Below are 18,350 nucleotides of genomic sequence, written 5' to 3' on the forward strand. Positions count from 1 at the left end.
GACGGCGGGTGGGCAGGCGACGGAAGGGGCACGAACGGAGGACGGGAGGAGGAACGGCCTACGAGAAGCCGCCGTGTGCCACGCCCAGGTAGAAGCCGAGCGCGGCCATCCCCAGGCCGATGATGAGTGCGAACCGCTCGGCGGTGGTGACCGAGATGTACTGGCCCCACGCACCGGTGAGGATGCCGGCCAGGCCGGTCGCGGAGCTGACCACGTGCAGGCTGTGGAATCCGGCCGTGGTGACCGCGACGATGCCGAGGACGAGCGTGATCGCGAGGAGCGAGTTCTCCAGCGGATGGCGCTTGCCGTCGGTGTTGAAGGTGAGGTGATGGGTCCGGGCCGAGGACGTCTGGGCTGTGTGCTGCTGTGCCATGAGGCACCTCCGTGATGGAGAGGTGGCGCAAGGTAGCGCCGGCCACACCCGATGTATACAGATTGGGGGCATAACCGGGCGGATTTCAACCCGGAGGACCGACCCGGGTACGCTGGGCGGTCTGCACCGGCCTTTCGCCGGGCAACGGCGGCGCGGGAAGCACTGTCGGTGCCCCGCGTTACCGTTGCGACGCAAGCCAAACCCTCCTGCCACGGAAACGCCGTGGCCGCTGAGTCCAAAGGAGGTGGGTTCCCCTATGCGTCACTACGAGCTCATGCTCATTCTCGACCCCGATCTGGAGGAGCGCGCTGTCTCCCCGCTGATCGAGTCCTTCCTGTCCGTCGTCCGCGGTGGCGGCGGCAGTGTGGAGAAGGTCGACACCTGGGGCCGTCGTCGTCTCGCCTACGAGATCAACAAGAAGCCCGAGGGCATCTACTCGGTCGTCGACCTCAAGGCCACGCCCGAGGTCGTCAAGGAGCTGGACCGCCAGCTCAACCTGAACGAGTCGGTGCTGCGGACCAAGGTCCTGCGTCCGGAACTCCACTGATCCGGGTCTCCCGGACCACCGAGTACCGAACCACCGAGTAGCAGCCACCACCACTGCACCGCCCACCAAGCCAGTCGAGAGGTCATCCCAATGGCAGGCGAGACCGTCATCACGGTCGTCGGCAATCTCGTCGACGACCCCGAGCTGCGCTTCACCCCCTCCGGTGCGGCGGTCGCGAAGTTCCGCGTCGCGTCCACCCCCCGCACCTTCGACCGGCAGACCAACGAGTGGAAGGACGGCGAGAGCCTCTTCCTCACCTGCTCGGTCTGGCGGCAGGCGGCGGAGAACGTCGCCGAGTCGCTTCAGCGCGGTATGCGCGTCATCGTGCAGGGCCGACTGAAGCAGCGGTCGTACGAGGACCGTGAAGGCGTCAAGCGGACGGTCTACGAGCTGGACGTCGACGAAGTCGGCGCCAGCCTGCGCAGCGCCACCGCCAAGGTCACCAAGACCAGTGGCGGCGGCGGTCGCGGCGGCCAGCAGGGCGGCTACGGCGGCGGTGGTGGCGGTGGCCAGGCCGGCGGCGGAGGCAGCTGGGGCGGCCAGCAGGGCGGCGGCGGGGCTCCCGCCGACGACCCCTGGGCCACCAGCGCACCGGCCGGCGGCCAGCAGGGCGGCGGCGGAGGTGGCTGGGGCGGCGGCTCCGGTTCCTCCGGCGGTGCCGGCGGCGGCTACTCGGACGAGCCGCCCTTCTAGAGGGCGACCCTCACACACTTCTTGAGCTCACAGGAGAGAGACCATGGCGAAGCCGCCCCCGCGCAAGCCGAAGAAGAAGGTTTGCGCGTTCTGCAAGGACAAGACCGTGTACGTGGACTACAAGGACACGAACATGCTGCGGAAGTTCATTTCCGACCGCGGCAAGATCCGTGCCCGTCGCGTCACCGGCAACTGCACGCAGCACCAGCGTGACGTCGCCACCGCGGTGAAGAACAGCCGCGAGATGGCGCTGCTGCCGTACACCTCGACGGCTCGATAAGGAGAGGGTGACCAGCATGTCGAAGATCATCCTCACCAACGAGGTCAGCGGCCTCGGTGCCGCAGGCGACATCGTGGACGTCAAGCCGGGTTACGCCCGCAACTACCTGATCCCGCGGGGCTTCGCCATCGCGTGGACCAAGGGTGGCGAGAAGGACGTCGAGCAGATCCGCCGGGCCCGGCGCATCCGCGAGATCCACTCGCTCGAAGACGCGAACGTCGTCAAGGCTCAGCTGCAGGCCGTCAAGGTCAAGCTGAGCACGCGTGCCGGTGACACCGGTCGCCTCTTCGGGTCCATCACCCCGGCTGACATCGCCTCGGCGATCAAGGCCGCGGGCGGCCCGCAGGTCGACAAGCGCCGGGTCGAGGTGGGTGCGCCCATCAAGACGCTGGGCGCGCACAAGATCTCGGTGCGACTGCACCCCGAGGTCGAGGCCGTTCTCGACCTGGAGGTCGTGGCCGCGTAACGCGGCATTTGGTCGGCATGGTCGCCATGTTCCACGTGAAACATGGGGACCATGGCGATCGAGCGGAACGAGCGAAGGGCCGGCTCCCGGACGGGGGCCGGCCCTTTCGCGTGCCTCGGCGGCGCACGCTCAGCGGCTCGCCCCCGTCACCACCCAGCGGCCGGACCGGGAGCGTAGCCACAGGGCCGCGAACCGGGTGAGCATCATCAGCCCCATCGCCCACCACAGCGCGGTCAGACCTCCGCCCACCGCCGGTACGGCGAACGCGACCGGCGCGAAGACCGCCAGCGTGGCCAGCATCGACCCGGCCAGATAGGGCCCGTCGCCCGCGCCCATCAGCACGCCGTCGAGGACGAAGACCACCCCGCACACCGGCTGCGCCACGGCCACCACCAGCAGTGCCGAGGCGAGCGCGTGCCGTACCGCCGGGTCGGAGCTGAACAGCGGTCCGACCAGCGGCCGGGCCAGCACCACCAGCAGTCCCAGCGCGGCGCCGCAGACCAGGCCCCACTGGATCATCCGGTTGCAGGCCGCCCGCGCGCCCGCGGCGTCGCCGGCGCCCAGATAGCGCCCGATGATGGCCTGCCCGGCGATCGCGATGGCGTCCAGCGCGAAGGCCAGCAGCGACCAGACCGTGAGGGTGATCTGGTGGGCGGCGATCTCGGTGTCGCCGAGCCGGGCGGCGACGGCGGTGGCGATCATCAGGACGGCCCGCAGGCTGATCGTCCGGACCAGCAGCGGAACCCCGGCGCGGGCGCAGGCGCGTATCCCGGCGGCGTCCGGGCGCAACATCGACCGCCACGTGCCCGGGGCCTGGGCGCGGGCGCCGCGGACCACCATGGCGAGGTAGACCGCCGCCATGCCGTTCTGGGCGATGACGGTGCCCCAGGCGGAACCCGCGATGCCCAGCCCCGCGCCGTAGACGAGTGCCGCGTTGAGGCCGGCGTTGACGGTGAAGCCGCCCACCGCGACGTAGAGCGGGGTACGGGTGTCCTGGAGGCCGCGCAGCACTCCGGTGGCGGCGAGCACCATGAGCATCGCGGGGATGCCGAGCGAGCTGATCCGCAGGTAGGTGCTCGCGTAGGGGGCGGCGGTGTGCGAGGCGCCGAAGAAGCCGACCAGGCCCGGGGCGGTCGGGAGCACGGCGGCGATGACCAGGACGCCGATCAGGAGGGCCAGCCAGATGCCGTCCATGCCCTGCCGCAGGGCCGCGGGCAGGTCGCCGGCGCCGACCCGGCGGGCGACCGCGGCGGTGGTGGCGTAGGCGAGGAAGACGAAGATGTTGACCGCGGTGGTGAGCAGAGCGGCGGCCACGCCGAGCCCGGCGAGTTGGGCGGTGCCCAGATGGCCGACAACCGCGCTGTCCACCATGACGAAGAGCGGTTCGGCCACCAGGGCGCCGAAGGCCGGCAGCGCGAGGGCCACGATCTCCCGGTCGTGGCGGCGGCGCACCGAAGCGGGCGGCCGGGCGGGTTCGCGCGGCGCCGATGTGTCGACGGCCGGGGGTACAGGACTCACAGCGGCATATCCTAACCGTCCACAAGTAAGAGGTGAAGGCCAAGTCTGATCATTACGGGTGACTGCGCAGAGTGATCTCCTCCGCGTTGTTTGTCATGATCTTGGTCCGGGTGCAGAAGTTTTTCTCCTGCACAGGCTATGGACGAAGAATTGGCAGGTCAGGATGGGTTCTGCTGCGCGTCGACCGGCTTGTCCACAGCACTGTCCCAAGGGCTGTACACAGGTTCGGGGCAGTTCTCCACAGGTATGCCGCCGTCATCCACACCCCCTGTGGATAACCGGCTTGGTGTGGGCCGCCGGTGGGCCTAGCGTGGACCGTCCCCGACTCCGCGAAGAGCGTGCGCCGGGAGGCTCGTTGGACGGCTGCGCCGCCGTGAAAACCGGGGCGCCGCCGTGAAAGAGTGGCACGCACGCGGGGTCCGGCCGGCCCGGCCGGATGGGAGGAGGTGGCGGGAATGAGCCAACCCGAACCCGCGGACGACCATTGGGCGGACCACCCTCCCGACGAGCGCCCCGCGGTCGCCCCCTTCCGCAAGCGCGGCGCCGGTGGCCAGGACGAGGGCCGGTTCTCCGAGGGCGGTGGCGGCTTCGAGCGCGTACCCCCGCAGGACCTGGACGCCGAGCAGTCCGTGCTCGGCGGCATGCTGCTGTCGAAGGACGCGATCGCCGACGTCGTCGAGGTGCTCAAGGGCGCCGACTTCTACCGGCCCGCTCACGAGACGATCTACAGCGCGATCCTTGACCTCTACGCACGTGGCGAGCCCGCCGACCCCATCACCACCTCCGCCGAGCTCACCAAGCGCGGGGAGATCGCCCGCATCGGCGGCTCCCCCTACCTGCACACCCTCGTCAACGCGGTGCCCACGGCGGCGAACGCCGAGTTCTACGCCGAGATCGTGCACGAACGTGCCGTGCTGCGCCGCCTGGTGGAGGCCGGCACCCGCATCACGCAGATGGGATACGCCGCCGACGGCGACGTCGACGAGATCGTCAACAGCGCCCAGGCCGAGATCTACGCCGTCACCGAGCAGCGCACCTCCGAGGACTACCTGCCGCTCGGCGACATCATGGAGGGTGCGCTCGACGAGATCGAGGCGATCGGCTCCCGCAGCGGTCAGATGTCCGGTGTCCCCACCGGCTTCACCGACCTCGACTCCCTCACCAACGGCCTGCACCCCGGTCAGATGATCGTCATCGCGGCCCGGCCGGCGATGGGCAAGTCGACGCTCGCGCTGGACTTCGCCCGCACCTGCTCCATCGCGCACAAGATGCCCAGCGTGATCTTCTCCCTGGAGATGGGGCGCAACGAGATCGCGATGCGGCTGCTGTCCGCCGAGGCTCGGGTCGCCCTGCACCACATGCGCTCCGGCACCATGACCGACGACGACTGGACCAAGGTCGCCCGCCGGATGTCCGACGTCACCGAGGCGCCCCTCTACATCGACGACTCGCCGAACCTGTCGATGATGGAGATCCGCGCCAAGTGCCGCCGGCTCAAGCAGCGCAACGACCTGCGGCTGGTCGTCATCGACTACCTCCAGCTCATGCAGTCCGGCGGCTCCCGGCGCCCCGAGAGCCGCCAGCAGGAGGTCTCGGACATGTCCCGTAACCTCAAGCTCCTCGCCAAGGAGCTGGAGGTCCCCGTGATCGCCCTCTCCCAGCTCAACCGCGGACCCGAACAGCGCACCGACAAGAAGCCGATGGTCTCCGACCTGCGCGAGTCCGGCTCCATCGAGCAGGACGCCGACATGGTGATCCTGCTGCACCGCGAGGACGCCTACGAGAAGGAGTCCCCTCGCGCGGGCGAGGCCGACCTCATCGTCGCCAAGCACCGTAACGGCCCCACCGCCACCATCACGGTCGCCTTCCAGGGCCACTACTCGCGCTTCGTGGACATGGCCCAGACCTGAGGTCCGGCGCTGTAGGTTCCGCGTTTCGCTGACCTTTTCCACGATTCCGTGACCTCTGCTTGGTCTATTGGTCAGGAATCGAGGAGTGGTGGCACTGGGAGGAAGGTTGCGTCACGCAGCCTGGAGGGCCACCGCCGCAGGATGAGGGCGCGATGAGGACTGCCTGCACCGCCGAGCGACACCGTTCTCAACGGCGACTGGAGTCCAGCCATTCTTCGCCGTTCCACATGACGGCGGCGGCGCCGACGGGTTCGAAGCGGATGTCGGGGTCGTTGCTGTGGATCAGGGCGAAGAAGCGGCGCTGGAGCACGGCGGCCTGTCGGGCCCGGTCGGCGATGACGTCCAGGACGATCTGCGCTGTCCGCGGGGAGGCGGTGGCAAAGCGGTCGTAGTCCGTCATGACGAGGACGAGGCCGGAGCCCTCCGGTGAGTCGTCGTACGGGCCGTAGCAGGCGATATCGCCGAGGCAGTCGTTGAGGGCGTCGAGGTTGCGGCCGTAGTAGTCCGGGAACTGGAGGGCTGCGGCGAAGTCCTGGTGCATGTCCTTGTCGGTTGCCCAGGTTCCGGCTGCGAGGTGCACTACGCGAAAGCCTCGTTCCTCCAGCCGCAGAGCTGCCTCGGTGAGGAGGCGCCTGCGCCAGAAGAGGGTGACGAAGGTGTTCAGCATGAAGTCGATGCCGGGCAGCCCCGTCGTGCGGACTGTCTCGGCGGGTGCGGGCGCGATGTCATGCCGGAAGGCATCGAGGAGGACGAAGAACTCGGCGACCGGGGTGCTGTGTGGAGGTGTGATGCGTTCGATCTCGGCTGCCCAGGTCAGGGAACTCGATGTCCCACGTCGCTCGTGGAGCCATTGGGTGAAGCGCTCTCCGGGCCAAAAGTCAAAGGGTTCGTCGATGCCGTGCACGCCGAGCGCGACCCGGTAGCCGGTGAGGATCGACTGCAGGTGGAGGAGCGACCCGTCTGGCAGCCACATCTCGGGCCTGAGCCGAACCTGCTCCAAGAAGTCGTACACGTCCGCGCAGTCCTGCCAGTGCTTGACTGCCTTCTGCGGGGTCTGCTCAGTCGACATGGCCGGAGCCTACGGGTCACGCGCATTGCGCGATGAGCCCGGAGCCCAGGGGCATAACATGCGGGTCTCATTCCTGTCTGGACATCCGAAGCCGAACGATGACCTGACAAAGTGTTACCAGAGCGCGGAATAATCAAGGTGCCACGCAGTGCGGAACGCCGAACGCTCCAGGTCGCAGCGCCGGCAAAGGTCAGCAGAACGCGGACCTACACGCCGGCGGTCCTGGCAACGGCGGTCCTGGAGACGGCGGTCCGGCCGGCGCGGGTCACTCCGTGACGGGCAGGCACTCGCGACCATCGTCAGGCCGTCAGCCGGGTATGTGACCGGGCGGGTGGTGACCGTCGTCATGGGATCGGGCCCGGTCAACGGGTGGTGAAGGCACCGCCGTTGACGTGGAGGGTCTGGGCGGTGATGTGGCGCGCGCCGGGGGAGGCGAGGAAGAAGGCGGTCTCGGCGATGTCGTCGGGGGTGCCGGGGCGCTGGTTGTGGGTCTCCTGGACCAAGGCGGTGTGGCGGGCGTCGGTCATGCCGCCGCGGAAGAAGTCCGTGCCGGTGACGTAGCCGGGGGAGATCACGTTGCTGGTGACGCCATGCGGGGCGAGCTGCGCGGACAGGGAGGTGTTCCAGGCGCCGAGGGCCGCCTTGGCCGCGCCGTACGATCCGCCGCGCCGCTCGGCGCCGATCGAACCGATGCTGATCACCGCGCCGCCGTCCGTGAGCCTGTCCCGCACGGAGGCCGTGGTCAGTACGGCGCTGAGCAGGTTGCGGCTGAGGCTGGAGCTCCACTCGGCGAGCAGGGCCTCCAGTGGCGGCACGCCGTCGGGGGCCGGTGCGGGCAGGCCGCCGGCCGCGTTGACCAGCACGTCCACCGTGGTCAGTTGCTCGGCGAGCGCCGCGGTCTGGGTCGGGTCGGTCGCGTCGCAGACCACTCCGCGCACGCCCAGGTCCTTGGCGGTTCGCTCCACCGTGTCGGCGTGCCGCCCGGTCACCACGACCTGGGCGCGGTCGGCGGCGAAGCGCGCGGCGATGGCGCGGCCGATGCCGCCGCTTCCTCCGGTGACGAGCACGGTACGGGTCAAGGGATCGCTCCTGGTCGAGGTGTCGGGATGCGGTGCCGAGCTGCTACGTTTAGAGCTAAACATAGCGCGAGGCGCACCGGCAAGAGGGGAATCCGCCATGGCCGACGACGAAGCCGACGCGTCGGCCGATGCCGATGCCGATGCCGGCAGCGGCCGCAGCAGTGGAAGCGCCTACGTATCGGCCGACACCCCGCCGGGCGCTCCACCCGGCGCCCCACCGCCCTACCCCGCCGCCGACATCGCCGCCGCCTGGCAGCGTGAGCGCCCGGGCACCCCGACCACGTCGATCGAGGTCGTCACCCCCATCTGGCGGCTGGCGAAGCTCTTCGCCGACGATCGCGCCCGGGTGCTGCGCGCCGCCGGGATCGACGCGGCCACCCTCGACCTGCTCTCCGTACTCCGCCGCGCGGGACCGCCCTACACCCTGTCCACCCGCGAGATCGCCCGCCGCACCCTGGTCACGGCCGGCGCCGTCTCGCAGCGGGTCGCCCGCGCGGAGGACGGCGGCCTGGTCAGCCGCGGCCCCGCGCCGACCGGCGGTCGTACGGTCCTGGTCGCGCTGACGGCCGAGGGGCACGCCCTGATCGAGCGCTCCGTCGACGCGGTGCTCGGGCGCGAGGCCGCGCTCGTGGCGGGCCTGTCCCCGCAGGAACGCGCACTGCTGGTCGGACTGCTGGACAAGCTATCCACTGACGTACGGGCGCGGATGAGCTGAAGCGAGGGCACCCCCGCGGCCCGAGCGGGTCGCGGGGGTGCCGTTCCGGCAGGTTCAGGCTGCCGTCAGGTGGCCGTCCAGACGAACGTCGCGGAGCCCTGGGAGCCCGCCGCGTTCCGGCCGGTGACCGTCACCGTCCAGGTGCCGGCCTTGTCGGCCGCGCCGGTGAAGGTGCCTCCGGCCGAGAGCGAGATGCCCGGCGGCAGCCCGGTCGCGGTGTAGCTGACGCCCTTGGCGTTCTTGTCGTACGTCCAGTCGACCTGCTTGTGCACCGGGCTGCTCATGCCGTACGGGTTGGGCACGGAGAGCGGCGCGGCGGTCGCGGCCGGGCCGGAGGCGGCTGCCTTCGGGGTGACGGTCGCGGCCAGGTTGCCGTTGACAGTGGTCGGCACGTTGAGCGTGCCGGTCAGCGGCAGGTTCCGCGAGGAGTCGCCCACCAGGATCTGGTAGTCGCCGGCCGCGGTCGTCCAGTTGCTGTTCGAGGTGTTCCAGTAGGCCAGGTCGTGGGTGCTGACGGTGAAGGTCACCGTCTGCGACTGGCCCGGGGCGAGCGTGACGCGCTGATAGCCGCGCAACTGGTGCACGGGCTCACCGGTGGACGCCGGGTCCCCGACGTAGAGCTGCGCGACCTCGCTGCCGGCCCGCGACCCGGTGTTGGTGACCGTGGCGTGCACGGTCGCCGTCCCCCCGCTCAGCGCTCCTACCTGGAGATTGCTGAAACCGAAGGTGGTGTACGACAGGCCGAAGCCGAACGGGAAGAGCGGGGTGATGTTCTTCGCGTCGTACCACCGGTACCCGACGTCCAGACCCTCGCTGTACTGCACCTGCCCGTTGGTGCCGGGCCACTGCGCGGCCGTGTTCGCGGGCACGTCGGCGAGCGACTTCGGGAAGGTCACCGGCAGCTTGCCGGACGGGTTGACGTCGCCGAAGATCAGCGCCGCCATCGCCGTGCCGATCTCCTGGCCCGGGTAGAAGCCCTCGAAGACGCCCGCCACCTGGTTGAGCCACGGCATGTTGATCGCCGAGTTGTTGTTGAGCACCACGATCGTGTTCGGGTTGGCCGCGGCCACCTGGGCGATCATGTCGTTGTCGCTGACCGAGCTGCCGCCGTTGGCCGGCAGGTCGAGCGTGGTGGTGTCGTGTTCCTCGTTTCCGTAGTTGTCGGACGCGTAGACGATCGCCACATCCGAGCTGCGGGCCAGCGTGACCGCCGAGTTGAGGTCGGTCGCGTCGTTGTACTGGACAGTGGTGCCGGTGCCCGAGACCCGGTTCTGCATGCCGGTGATCGGCCAGACGGTGCCGGAACTGGTCGTGGTGCCGCTGCCGCCGCCGATGGTCTGCACACCGGCGCCGCCGTCCCAGCCGATCACCGCGATCGACTTGGTGGTGGACGTGGACAGCGGCAGGATGCCGTTGTTCTTCAGCAGCACCGCGCCCTCCTCAGCGCCCTGGAGGGCGACCTGCTGGTGGGCGGGGGTGGTGACGGTGGCGCCGGTCGAGCCGCTGGGCGCCTTGTCGAAGAGGCCGAATGCGAAGTACTGGGTGAGCAGCCGGCTGGCCATGGTGTCCAGCGTGGCCTGGCTGACGGTGCCATTGGCCACCGCCTGGGCGAGGAAGTCGGCGTAGAAGTACCCGTTGGGCATCTCCACCGTCAGCCCCGCGTTGGCGGAGTCCTGCGTCGAGTGCGTGCCACCCCAGTCGCTCGTGATGAAGCCGCCGAAGTTCGCCTGCTGGTAGAGGCCGACGTTCATCAGTGCGGGGTTCTGGCAGGCGGGCACGTTGTTGACCACGCTGTACGCGCACATGGCCGCCGCCGGCGAACCCTGCTCGACCGCCGCCTGGAAGGCGGGCAGGTAGAGCTCCTGAAGGGTGCGGTTGTCGACGATGACCGTGCCTGCCGGGTTCTCGATGTTGTAGACGGCGACATGCTTCATCTCGGCCATCACGCCCTGGCTCTGGATGCCCTTGATATCGGCGGCGGCCATCTGCCCGTTGAGGTACGGGTCCTCGCCGAACGTCTCGAAGGCACGGCCCCAGCGCGGGTCGCGGACGATGTTCAGCGTCGGGCCGAGCGCCACCTGCGCGCCCTTGCCGGCGAACTCGGCGCCGATCGCGGCACCGTACTGCTGCTCGAGCGCGGTGTCCCAGGTGGCCGCCGAGGCGTTCGCCGAGGGCATCTGGGTGACCCCGCCGAGCCCGTCGCCCACCCCGTGCGGGCCGTCCTGGAGCCCGAGAGCGGGGATGCACAGCGACGGGATGCCGTTGATGTTGCCGATGTACGGCGAGGCGTTGTTGTTGCCGTGCAGGATCGACACCTTCTCGGCGTTCGTCATCTGCGCCATCACCTGCGACACGCGGTCCGCGACCGGCGCCGTTGAACCGACCCAGGGGCAGTCACCGTCGCCGCCGGTCGGCGGGGTGCCGGTGCCGCCCGGGGTGAGGACGGTGAACTCCCAGAGCGAGTAGCCGTACTGGGTGGCTCGCTGGGTGCCGTACATCCGCACATAGCGTCCGGTGCCGGTGAAGGAGAGGTTCTCCGTCCCGCCGGCCCCGGTCGTCGTGGAGTACACCGTGTTCCACGTGGAACCATCGTCGGAGAGCTGGATCTGGTACGCCGTGGCGTACGCCGTCTCCCAGGTCAGCTGGGCGCCGCAGATGCTCTGCGAGGAGCCGAGGTCGACCTGTATCCACTGCGGATCGGAGGCCGCGCTCGACCAGCGGGTGCCCGCGTTCCCGTCGAAGGCCGCGGCCGCGGGGGTGCCGTCGTTCTCGGTCGACGAGGCGCTGGACGGCTTGCCGAGCGCCGCGTTGGTGTCACCGCAGGTCGCCGGTGGGGTGCTTCCACCGCCCGAGCCTCCGTAGACCTGGAATTCCCAGAGTGAGTAGCCCCATTGGGTGGCCCGCTGGGTGCCGTACATCCGTACGTAGCGGCCGGTGCCCGTCACGTTGAGGGTCTGGACGCCGCCGGTGCCGGTGGTGGTGGAGTAGATGTCGGTCCAGCTCGTGCCGTTCTCCGAGGTCTGGATCTTGAACGACTTCCCGTAGGCGGTCTCCCAGTTGAGCACCACCTGGGTGATCGGCTGGCTGGAGCCGAGGTCGACCTGGAGCCACTGCGGATCGGACGCGGCACTGGACCAGCGGGTCCCGGTGTCCCCGTCCACCGCCGCGCCTGCGGTGAAGGCGTCCTGGACCGAGGAGGCGGTGGCCGCCTTGCCCTGGGAGAGCAGTTGCTGTGCGGCGGCGTGGGACGTGGTCGGGTTCAGCGAGAGGTACGCCGAGGCGATGAGCACCAAGGCGAGGAGGACGATTCCCTGCGGAGATCGTCGGAAACGTTTACGGCCTGGGTTGGAGAGCCCTTGTGGGGTGACCCTCATGTGTACTCCTGTATGTCGGGTGGGGGCTTGCGTGTTGGGGGGACCGACAGATGGTGCGGAGGGAGAGAGCAGTGGTGTGAGAGCGCTCTCTGACCGACGTGATGGTCACGCTCGCCCATGGGGGGTGTCAACCTTTCTGACAAGTCCGACCGGGGGAAACTGCTTGATTTGCCCGGTAGTTGACGTGGTGGCGACGCGGGGGGATGAGAGGCTGGCGCCATGGGCGACGGGGATGAAGCGAGCGGTGGTGCCGCGGACGGTGGCGGGACGGGCGGCGACGAGCCGGTGGGCGAGGTGACGGGCGAGCCGGCGGGCGAGGTGCGCGGCGCTTTCGCCGGGCAGGGCGCCGGCCGGATCAAGGTCGAGTTGGACGGTGTGCCGGCGACGCTGCTGTGGAACCTGGCCCATCGCGCCGCCGAGGCCCGTCGACCACCGGGGAACCGGCTGCTGGACGACCCTTACGCGGTGGACCTGGTGGACCGGATCGACTACCCCTTCGACCGCTTCGGCAGCACGGTGATGGCGCAGTGGCACGCGCTGCGGGTGCGCGCCTTCGACGACGAGGTGCGCCGGTTCGTCGCCGAGCACCCCGGCGGTACCGTCGTCGCGCTCGGCGAGGGCCTGGAGACGCAGTTCTGGCGGGTGGACGACGGCCGGGTGCGCTGGCTGACCGTCGATCTTCCGGAGACCGTCGCGGTACGCACCGCTCTGCTCCCAGACGCTCCGCCACGCCGCCGCACGGTGGCCCGGTCCGCGCTCGACCTGGAGTGGATGGACGAGATCACCGCGGCCGATGTGGCGAAGGGCGTTCTCGTCACCGCGCAGGGGCTGCTGATGTATCTACCGGAACGCGATGCGAAGGGGCTGATCGCCGCGTGCGCGGAGCGGTTCCCCGGCGGGTGGTTCCTCTTCGACGCGCTGCCGCGGGCCCAGGTCGCACAGAACCAGGCGGGCAGGCTGGATGCGCGGGACGGCAGCTACCGGGCGCCGCGCTGGGAGTGGGGGATGGACTACCGGGAGTACCCCAAGGTCGCGGCGGCGTCTCCGCTGATCACGCAGGTGCGCAGCCTGCGGCTGGGACGCGGCCGGGGCCTGTATGCGATCGCCCCGTTCTCGCACCGCATCCCGGGGGTACGGTCGATGCGGATGTCGATCATCTCGGTGCGCTTCGGCGCGGCCGGGATACGCAAGCAGGACGCGGGCGAGTAGCGGCGCCCGCCGGCGGTGGTGTCGCTGGTCGCGGTCATGCGCGGTGGCGGTACGACCGGCGGCGGGCGCCGCTCCCCGTCCGTGACGGCGCCGGGCAGGGACCCGGCAGAAGGGCAGGGGACGTGTGACGACGAACGACTCTCCTCAGGCGTACGACGGGGGACTGCTGCCCGCCACGACCCGGGCGCTGATGCACCGGGTGGCGGTGGAGCAGGCCAGGGGCCGCACACCGTCGCTGGTCGGCGGGGTGGTGCGGGACGGAACGCTGGTGTGGAGCGGGTCGCGCAGCATGATCGAGGGGCATGCCCCCGACAGCGACACGCAGTACCGGATCGGGTCGTTGACCAAGACCTTTGTCGCGGTGCTGGTGATGCGGTTGCGCGACGAGGGCCGGCTGGCGCTCACCGATCCGCTGGAGGAGCACCTGCCCGGCACGTCGGTGGGCGGGGTGACGATCGGTCAACTGCTGGCGCACACCTCGGGTATCGCCTCCGAGACACCGGGGCCGTGGTGGGAGCGCACTCCGGGCGACCTGCGGCCCGAACTGGCGGATGTGCTCGGTACCGCACCGGTCAAGCACCCGGCGGGGCGCAGGCACCACTACTCCAACCCCGGCTTCGCCCTGCTGGGTGCAGTGGTGGCCAGGCTGCGCGGCAAGCCATGGGGTGACGCGCTCCAGGAGGAGGTGCTGGACCCGCTCGGGATGGCCAGGACCAGCCTGCCGCCGAGGCAGCCCGCCGCCGGCGGTTTCGCTGTCCACCCGTGGGCCGATGTGATGGTGCCCGATGCGGTGCAGGAGACGGGTGTGATGGCGCCGGCCGGTGAGCTGTGGTCGACGGTCGACGACCTCGCGCGGTGGGCGGCCTTCCTGGCCGGCGGTCACCCAGAGGTGTTGGCCGAGGAGACCGTGGCGCACATGCGCGAGCCGGCCGCGCCCGCCGAGGCGGACGAGCCGGGCACGGGTTACGGCCTCGGCATCCAGATCATGCGGCACCACGGCCGTACCCTGATCGGCCACACCGGTTCGATGCCGGGCTTCCTGGCGACGGTGTGGGTGAGCGTCGAGGACCGGCTCGGAGCGGTCGCCCTGGCCAACTCCACCTCGGGACCCAGGGTGGGCGGCCTCGCGGCCGACCTGCTGGCGATCACCGCCGACGCCGAACCCGCTTTCCCCGCGCCCTGGCGGCCCGCCGATGCTCTTGACCCGGCTCTGCTCGACCTGGCGGGGGCCTGGTACTGGGGCACTCAGGGGTACGGGCTGCTGGTGCTGGCGTCGGGTGAGGTGGAGCTGAAGCCGTTGACCGGCCAGGGCCGTGGCACACGGTTCCACGTGGAACATGACGGCACCTGGACCGGACGCACGGGCTACTACGCAGGCGAGACGCTGCGGGCGGTGCGCCGGGACGACGGCACGCTCAGCCATCTCGACCTGGGCTCCTTCGTGTTCACACGCGAGCCTTACGACCAGCAGGCCCCGGTGCCGGGCGGCTTCCCCGGCTGGAGCTGACGCCCAGCTCATCCGGGCCCGCCGTGCCGGTCGGGCTCTGTCCGGCCGGCGCCTGTCCCGCCGGGGTGCGCAGCAGCACCCCGGCGAGGACGGCCGCGGCGGTGAGCAGTCCCGCCGCCACGACGAAGGCCAGGTGGTAGCCGTCGGCGAGTGCCGTGGTCGCGGTCCGGCCGGCGGCCAGCCGGTGTTCGGTGCGGGTGCCGGCGATCGACGCCAGCGTCGCCAGTCCCAGCGCGCCGCCGATCTGCTGCGCGGTGTTGAACACCCCTGACACCAGGCCGGAGTCGGCCGGTCCCGCCTCGGCCATGCCGAGCGTCAGCAGCGAGGGCATGACCAGCCCGAACGCGACCCCCATCAGCAGGATCGGCGGCAGGATGTCGGCCACGTACGAGGCGTGGCTGCCGGGGCCGCCCGACGGTGTGCGGGCCAGCAGCAGGAAAGCGCCCGCGAAGAGCACCAGGCTCGGCAGGAGCACTGCCCGCTGCCCGAAGCGGGCTCCCAGCCGGGCGGACAGGACCAGCGACATCACGCCGATCGCCACGCCGGTGGGCGCCAGTGACAGCCCGATTTCCAGCGGGTCGTAGCCCAAGACGTGCTGGAGGTAGAGCGAGGTCATGAACTGGAAGCCGAACCCGCCCGCGACCACCAGTACCTGGACCGCGTTGGCACCGGCGACGATCCGGGACCGGAAGATCCGCAGTGGCATCAGCGGCTGCGCGGCACGGGCCTGGCGGACCAGGAAGGCGGCGAGCAGGGCGAGGGAGGCCGCGCCGAACCCGGCGGTGGGTGCCGAAGTCCAGCCGCGGTCGGTGGTCTTGACGATGGTGTAGACGCCGAGCATCAGGGCGGCGGTGACCAGTACCGCGCCCGGTGCGTCGGTACCGCGCAATCCGCCGCGGGCGGTGCCGGTGCCGGTCCCGGCGGTCCGGTCGGCCTGGTCGTGGCCGGTGCGGGAGGGGCGGTCGTCAGGCAGCAGGCGCAGGCTCAGCAGGGCCGCGGCGAGGCCGATCGGCAGGTTGACGAAGAAGATCCAGTGCCAGTTGATCGCCTGGGTGAGGATGCCGCCGGCAAGGAGACCGAGGACACCGCCCGCGGACTGGGTGAAGCTGTAGATGCCCATCGCCCGGGCCCGGCCGTGCGGGTCGGGGTAGAGGGCGAGCACCATGCCGAGCGCGACGGCCGAGACCATCGCACCGGCCGCGCCCTGCACGAAGCGGGCGGCGATCAGCAGGCCCGCGGAGTCCGCGATGCCGCACAGGAACGACGCGGCGGTGAAGGCGGCAAGCCCCGTCACCAGGACCCGACGCCGGCCGAGCAGGTCGCCGAGCCGGCCGGAGAGCAGCAGCAGACCGGCGAAGGCGATCAGATACGCGTTCACCACCCACGCCAGATTGGCCTGGGAGAAGCCGAGGTCGTGCTGGATGGACGGAAGGGCCACGTTCACGATGGTGCCGTCGAGGATGATCATCAAGGTGCCGGCGCTGAGGACCGCGAGCGCGGCCGCGCGCGACCTGACGGCCTGGGAGTCCGGTGAATCGGGGACAGACATGGGGTCGCCTCCTGGCGGATCGGTATGCCAAGAGTGACCGTAGCAGATGGTTTTGTTGGAGACTATCTTTTACGGGTCTATCGCCGAGGCTTGGTGGCGCCTGTTGCGCGGCGCCTCACTTGCGCGACTGGCGCGGCCTGCGCACCCCCTGGCCGCCTTCCGGGGAGTCGGCGGGGGTGGCCAGGTGGCCACCGGCGAGCCGGTTCAGCGCGGAGACGAACGCTGCCCGCTCCTCCTCGGGCAGTGCGCCGAGCACGTCGCCGTGCACCCGGTCGACGATGTCCTGGCCGGTCGTCACGACCTGCTCGCCCTTCGGTGTGACCTTGATGATCCGGGCCCGGCGGTCATACGCCGAGGGCACCCGCTCGGCCAGGCCGTCCCGTTCCAACTGGTCGACGGTGACCACCATCGTGGTCTTGTCTAGGTCGGAGAGTTCGGCGATCTGGGCCTGGGTCCGCTCGGCCTGGGCGGCATGTGCGAGTACGCAGTGTGCGCGCGGTGACATGCCGATCTCCCCCAGGGCTGCCGCCATCTGTGTGGCCAGTACGTGGGCGGTGTGGTGGAGCAGGAAGGAGACGTCGGTGGTCGTCGCGGGTGCGGGCGTGGTCTCGACGGTCATGGGTCGAGGGTAGCAAAATAGTTCCGCTACGGGATTGTTTGCTGGCGGACCTATGTCGGGGTCGGAGTTGGTCACGCGGAGTGTTCCACGTGGAACACTGGCGGGGTAGACGAGTGAGCGAACGGACGAACGGGCGGAGCCTGTCGACGCGGGGGTGCGTCGGCATGAAGGCCGGGCCCGGTCGGCCGCGCATGAAGGAGGGGGACAGGATGGCGCGACTGCACATCTTCGACATGGACGGCACGCTGATGCCCGGTACGTCCGCCGCGATCGAGATCTCTCGGCAGATCGGTATGGTCGCCGAGTTCCGGGAGCTGGACAGAGCACTGTCCGTCGGTGAGATCGACTCGTACGTATACGCGCGGCGCGCCTACCGGATGTGGTCAGCGCTCACCGAGAGCCATGTGGCCGGCGCTTTCACGAGTGCGCCCTGGCTGAGCGGGATACGCGAGGTGTGGGCCGACATCACCGCCCGCGGCGAGCACTGCGCGGTGATCTCGCTCTCCCCCGACTTCTTCGTGACCCGGCTGCGCACGTGGGGCGTCCACGACGCCCGTGCCTCGGTCTTCCCCGCGCTCCCCTTCGTGCCCGGAGCCGCCTTCGATCCGTCCGGCATCCTGATGCCCGAGTCCAAGGTGACCATCGCCGACGAACTGTGCGCCCGCTACGGGGTCGGCCGCGCCGACTGCGTGGCCTACGGTGACTCGCTGTCGGACACCGCGCTGTTCGGCGTGGTCCCGGTCTCGGTCGCGGTCAATGGCGACGACCATGTCAGCGGCCTGGCCACCCATGCGTATGCCGGGGACGACCTGCGTGAGGCGTACGCCTTGGTCGCCGACGCCTGAGCAGCCCATGGCGCGGCGCCGACCGGCCGGATCAGCCCAGATCGGGGCCGAGCAGCCCGAGCACCCCTTCGATGTTCGCGTCCAGGTAGTGCCGAAGGGTCAGTGGCACGATCTCCACGGAGGCGAGTCCCATCCGGGTGAAGGGCACTCGCACCACCTCGTAGCTGCCGCACGGTGCGTCGATCTCCGGGCCGTGCCGCTGGTCGAGGTCCATCGACTCCAGCCGGCAGGCGAAGAAGTACTGCACCTTCACGCCGTGCGACCCGTCGTCCGCGATGTGCTCGACGGTGTCGACGAAGGCGGGCACCGCGTCGGTGATCTTGCCGCCGAGCTCCTCGTCGATCTCGCGGTGCAGGGCGGCGAGCACCCCGGCGTCCTCCTCCTCGACGCCGCCGCCGGGCGTGACCCAGTACGGAGCGATGCCGGGTTTGGTCCGCTTGATCAGCACAAGCCGGTCGCCGTCGAGGATGATCGCGCGGGCCGTACGTTTGATCACCGGCCGGGTGGAGGGGCTGAGGTGCGAGTCCGGAGGCATGCCTGAGATCTGCCGCGACGAAGCGCCGAGCAAACGTGTCCGCGGCGGCGAAATCAGCGCCG

Annotated in this window: 17 protein-coding genes; 9 read left to right on the forward strand and 8 right to left on the reverse strand. The window is 70.3% G+C overall.

From position 1 onward, the window contains the following. Nucleotides 1-58 precede the first annotated feature (58 nt). A complete protein-coding gene (locus AB0399_RS12545) occupies nt 59-373 on the reverse strand; it encodes a hypothetical protein (protein ID WP_328466569.1) in 315 nt (104 codons plus the stop codon). A 256-nt stretch (nt 374-629) separates the two neighbouring features. Between AB0399_RS12545 and rpsF the strand changes: the two genes are divergently transcribed. The 4 genes from rpsF (at nt 630) to rplI (ending at nt 2,359) form a co-directional block, all read left to right on the forward strand. After that, nucleotides 630-920, forward strand: a complete 291-nt coding sequence (gene rpsF / locus AB0399_RS12550) for a 30S ribosomal protein S6 (RefSeq protein ID WP_328466567.1) — start codon at nt 630-632, stop codon at nt 918-920. A gap of 90 nt (nt 921-1,010) precedes the next feature. Beyond that, nucleotides 1,011-1,613 carry a single-stranded DNA-binding protein gene (locus tag AB0399_RS12555; RefSeq protein WP_328466566.1) on the forward strand — a complete coding sequence of 201 codons (603 nt, stop codon included), beginning with the start codon at nt 1,011-1,013 and terminating at the stop codon, nt 1,611-1,613. 43 nt (nt 1,614-1,656) lie between these two features. Next, complete coding sequence (rpsR, locus tag AB0399_RS12560; protein ID WP_031512678.1) at nt 1,657-1,893, forward strand: 30S ribosomal protein S18; 237 nt, start codon at nt 1,657-1,659, stop codon at nt 1,891-1,893. Between the two features lie 16 nt (nt 1,894-1,909). Further along, nucleotides 1,910-2,359 carry a 50S ribosomal protein L9 gene (gene rplI / locus AB0399_RS12565; RefSeq protein ID WP_328466563.1) on the forward strand — a complete coding sequence of 150 codons (450 nt, stop codon included), beginning with the start codon at nt 1,910-1,912 and terminating at the stop codon, nt 2,357-2,359. 129 nt (nt 2,360-2,488) lie between these two features. Here the strand turns inward: rplI and AB0399_RS12570 are convergent, their stop codons facing one another. Beyond that, nucleotides 2,489-3,811, reverse strand: coding sequence for an MATE family efflux transporter (locus AB0399_RS12570; protein ID WP_366411277.1), 1,323 nt, complete (start codon nt 3,809-3,811; stop codon nt 2,489-2,491). Between the two features lie 521 nt (nt 3,812-4,332). Here AB0399_RS12570 and dnaB point away from each other — a divergent pair. After that, nucleotides 4,333-5,787, forward strand: coding sequence for a replicative DNA helicase (gene dnaB, locus AB0399_RS12575; protein WP_328466561.1), 1,455 nt, complete (start codon nt 4,333-4,335; stop codon nt 5,785-5,787). Between the two features lie 187 nt (nt 5,788-5,974). Here dnaB and AB0399_RS12580 read toward each other — a convergent pair whose 3' ends face one another. Beyond that, on the reverse strand, nt 5,975-6,856 hold the full coding sequence (locus tag AB0399_RS12580) for a barstar family protein (RefSeq protein ID WP_366411240.1): 882 nt from the start codon (nt 6,854-6,856) through the stop codon (nt 5,975-5,977). A 362-nt stretch (nt 6,857-7,218) separates the two neighbouring features. After that, nucleotides 7,219-7,935, reverse strand: coding sequence for an SDR family oxidoreductase (locus tag AB0399_RS12585; protein WP_366411241.1), 717 nt, complete (start codon nt 7,933-7,935; stop codon nt 7,219-7,221). A 97-nt stretch (nt 7,936-8,032) separates the two neighbouring features. Between AB0399_RS12585 and AB0399_RS12590 the strand changes: the two genes are divergently transcribed. Then, entirely contained in the window at nt 8,033-8,650 is a 618-nt protein-coding gene (locus AB0399_RS12590; RefSeq protein WP_366411242.1) for a MarR family transcriptional regulator, read from the forward strand. A gap of 65 nt (nt 8,651-8,715) precedes the next feature. Here the strand turns inward: AB0399_RS12590 and AB0399_RS12595 are convergent, their stop codons facing one another. After that, a complete protein-coding gene (locus tag AB0399_RS12595; RefSeq protein ID WP_366411243.1) occupies nt 8,716-12,024 on the reverse strand; it encodes a discoidin domain-containing protein in 3,309 nt (1,102 codons plus the stop codon). Between the two features lie 219 nt (nt 12,025-12,243). Between AB0399_RS12595 and AB0399_RS12600 the strand changes: the two genes are divergently transcribed. Together AB0399_RS12600 and AB0399_RS12605 are read left to right on the forward strand one after the other, a co-directional pair. Then, nucleotides 12,244-13,233 (forward strand): class I SAM-dependent methyltransferase, encoded by a 990-nt coding sequence (locus AB0399_RS12600; RefSeq protein WP_366411244.1) that lies wholly within the window; start codon nt 12,244-12,246, stop codon nt 13,231-13,233. A 190-nt stretch (nt 13,234-13,423) separates the two neighbouring features. Beyond that, entirely contained in the window at nt 13,424-14,740 is a 1,317-nt protein-coding gene (locus AB0399_RS12605; RefSeq protein WP_366411278.1) for a serine hydrolase domain-containing protein, read from the forward strand. Here the strand turns inward: AB0399_RS12605 and AB0399_RS12610 are convergent. Further along, a complete protein-coding gene (locus tag AB0399_RS12610; protein ID WP_329367037.1) occupies nt 14,679-16,289 on the reverse strand; it encodes an MFS transporter in 1,611 nt (536 codons plus the stop codon). The two genes, AB0399_RS12605 and AB0399_RS12610, sit on opposite strands and share 62 nt — an antisense overlap. Nucleotides 16,290-16,404: 115 nt before the next feature. Further along, entirely contained in the window at nt 16,405-16,908 is a 504-nt protein-coding gene (locus AB0399_RS12615) for a MarR family winged helix-turn-helix transcriptional regulator (RefSeq protein ID WP_328466539.1), read from the reverse strand. A 209-nt stretch (nt 16,909-17,117) separates the two neighbouring features. Between AB0399_RS12615 and AB0399_RS12620 the strand changes: the two genes are divergently transcribed. Beyond that, nucleotides 17,118-17,753 carry an HAD-IB family phosphatase gene (locus AB0399_RS12620; protein ID WP_366411245.1) on the forward strand — a complete coding sequence of 212 codons (636 nt, stop codon included), beginning with the start codon at nt 17,118-17,120 and terminating at the stop codon, nt 17,751-17,753. Nucleotides 17,754-17,784: 31 nt separating this feature from the next. Here AB0399_RS12620 and AB0399_RS12625 read toward each other — a convergent pair whose 3' ends face one another. After that, nucleotides 17,785-18,288, reverse strand: a complete 504-nt coding sequence (locus AB0399_RS12625; RefSeq protein ID WP_329367042.1) for an NUDIX hydrolase — start codon at nt 18,286-18,288, stop codon at nt 17,785-17,787. Nucleotides 18,289-18,350: the final 62 nt, after the last annotated feature.

The sequence above is a fragment of the Streptomyces sp. NPDC088194 genome, assembly GCF_040702025.1.
Taxonomy (GTDB): Bacteria; Actinomycetota; Actinomycetes; order Streptomycetales; family Streptomycetaceae; genus Actinacidiphila.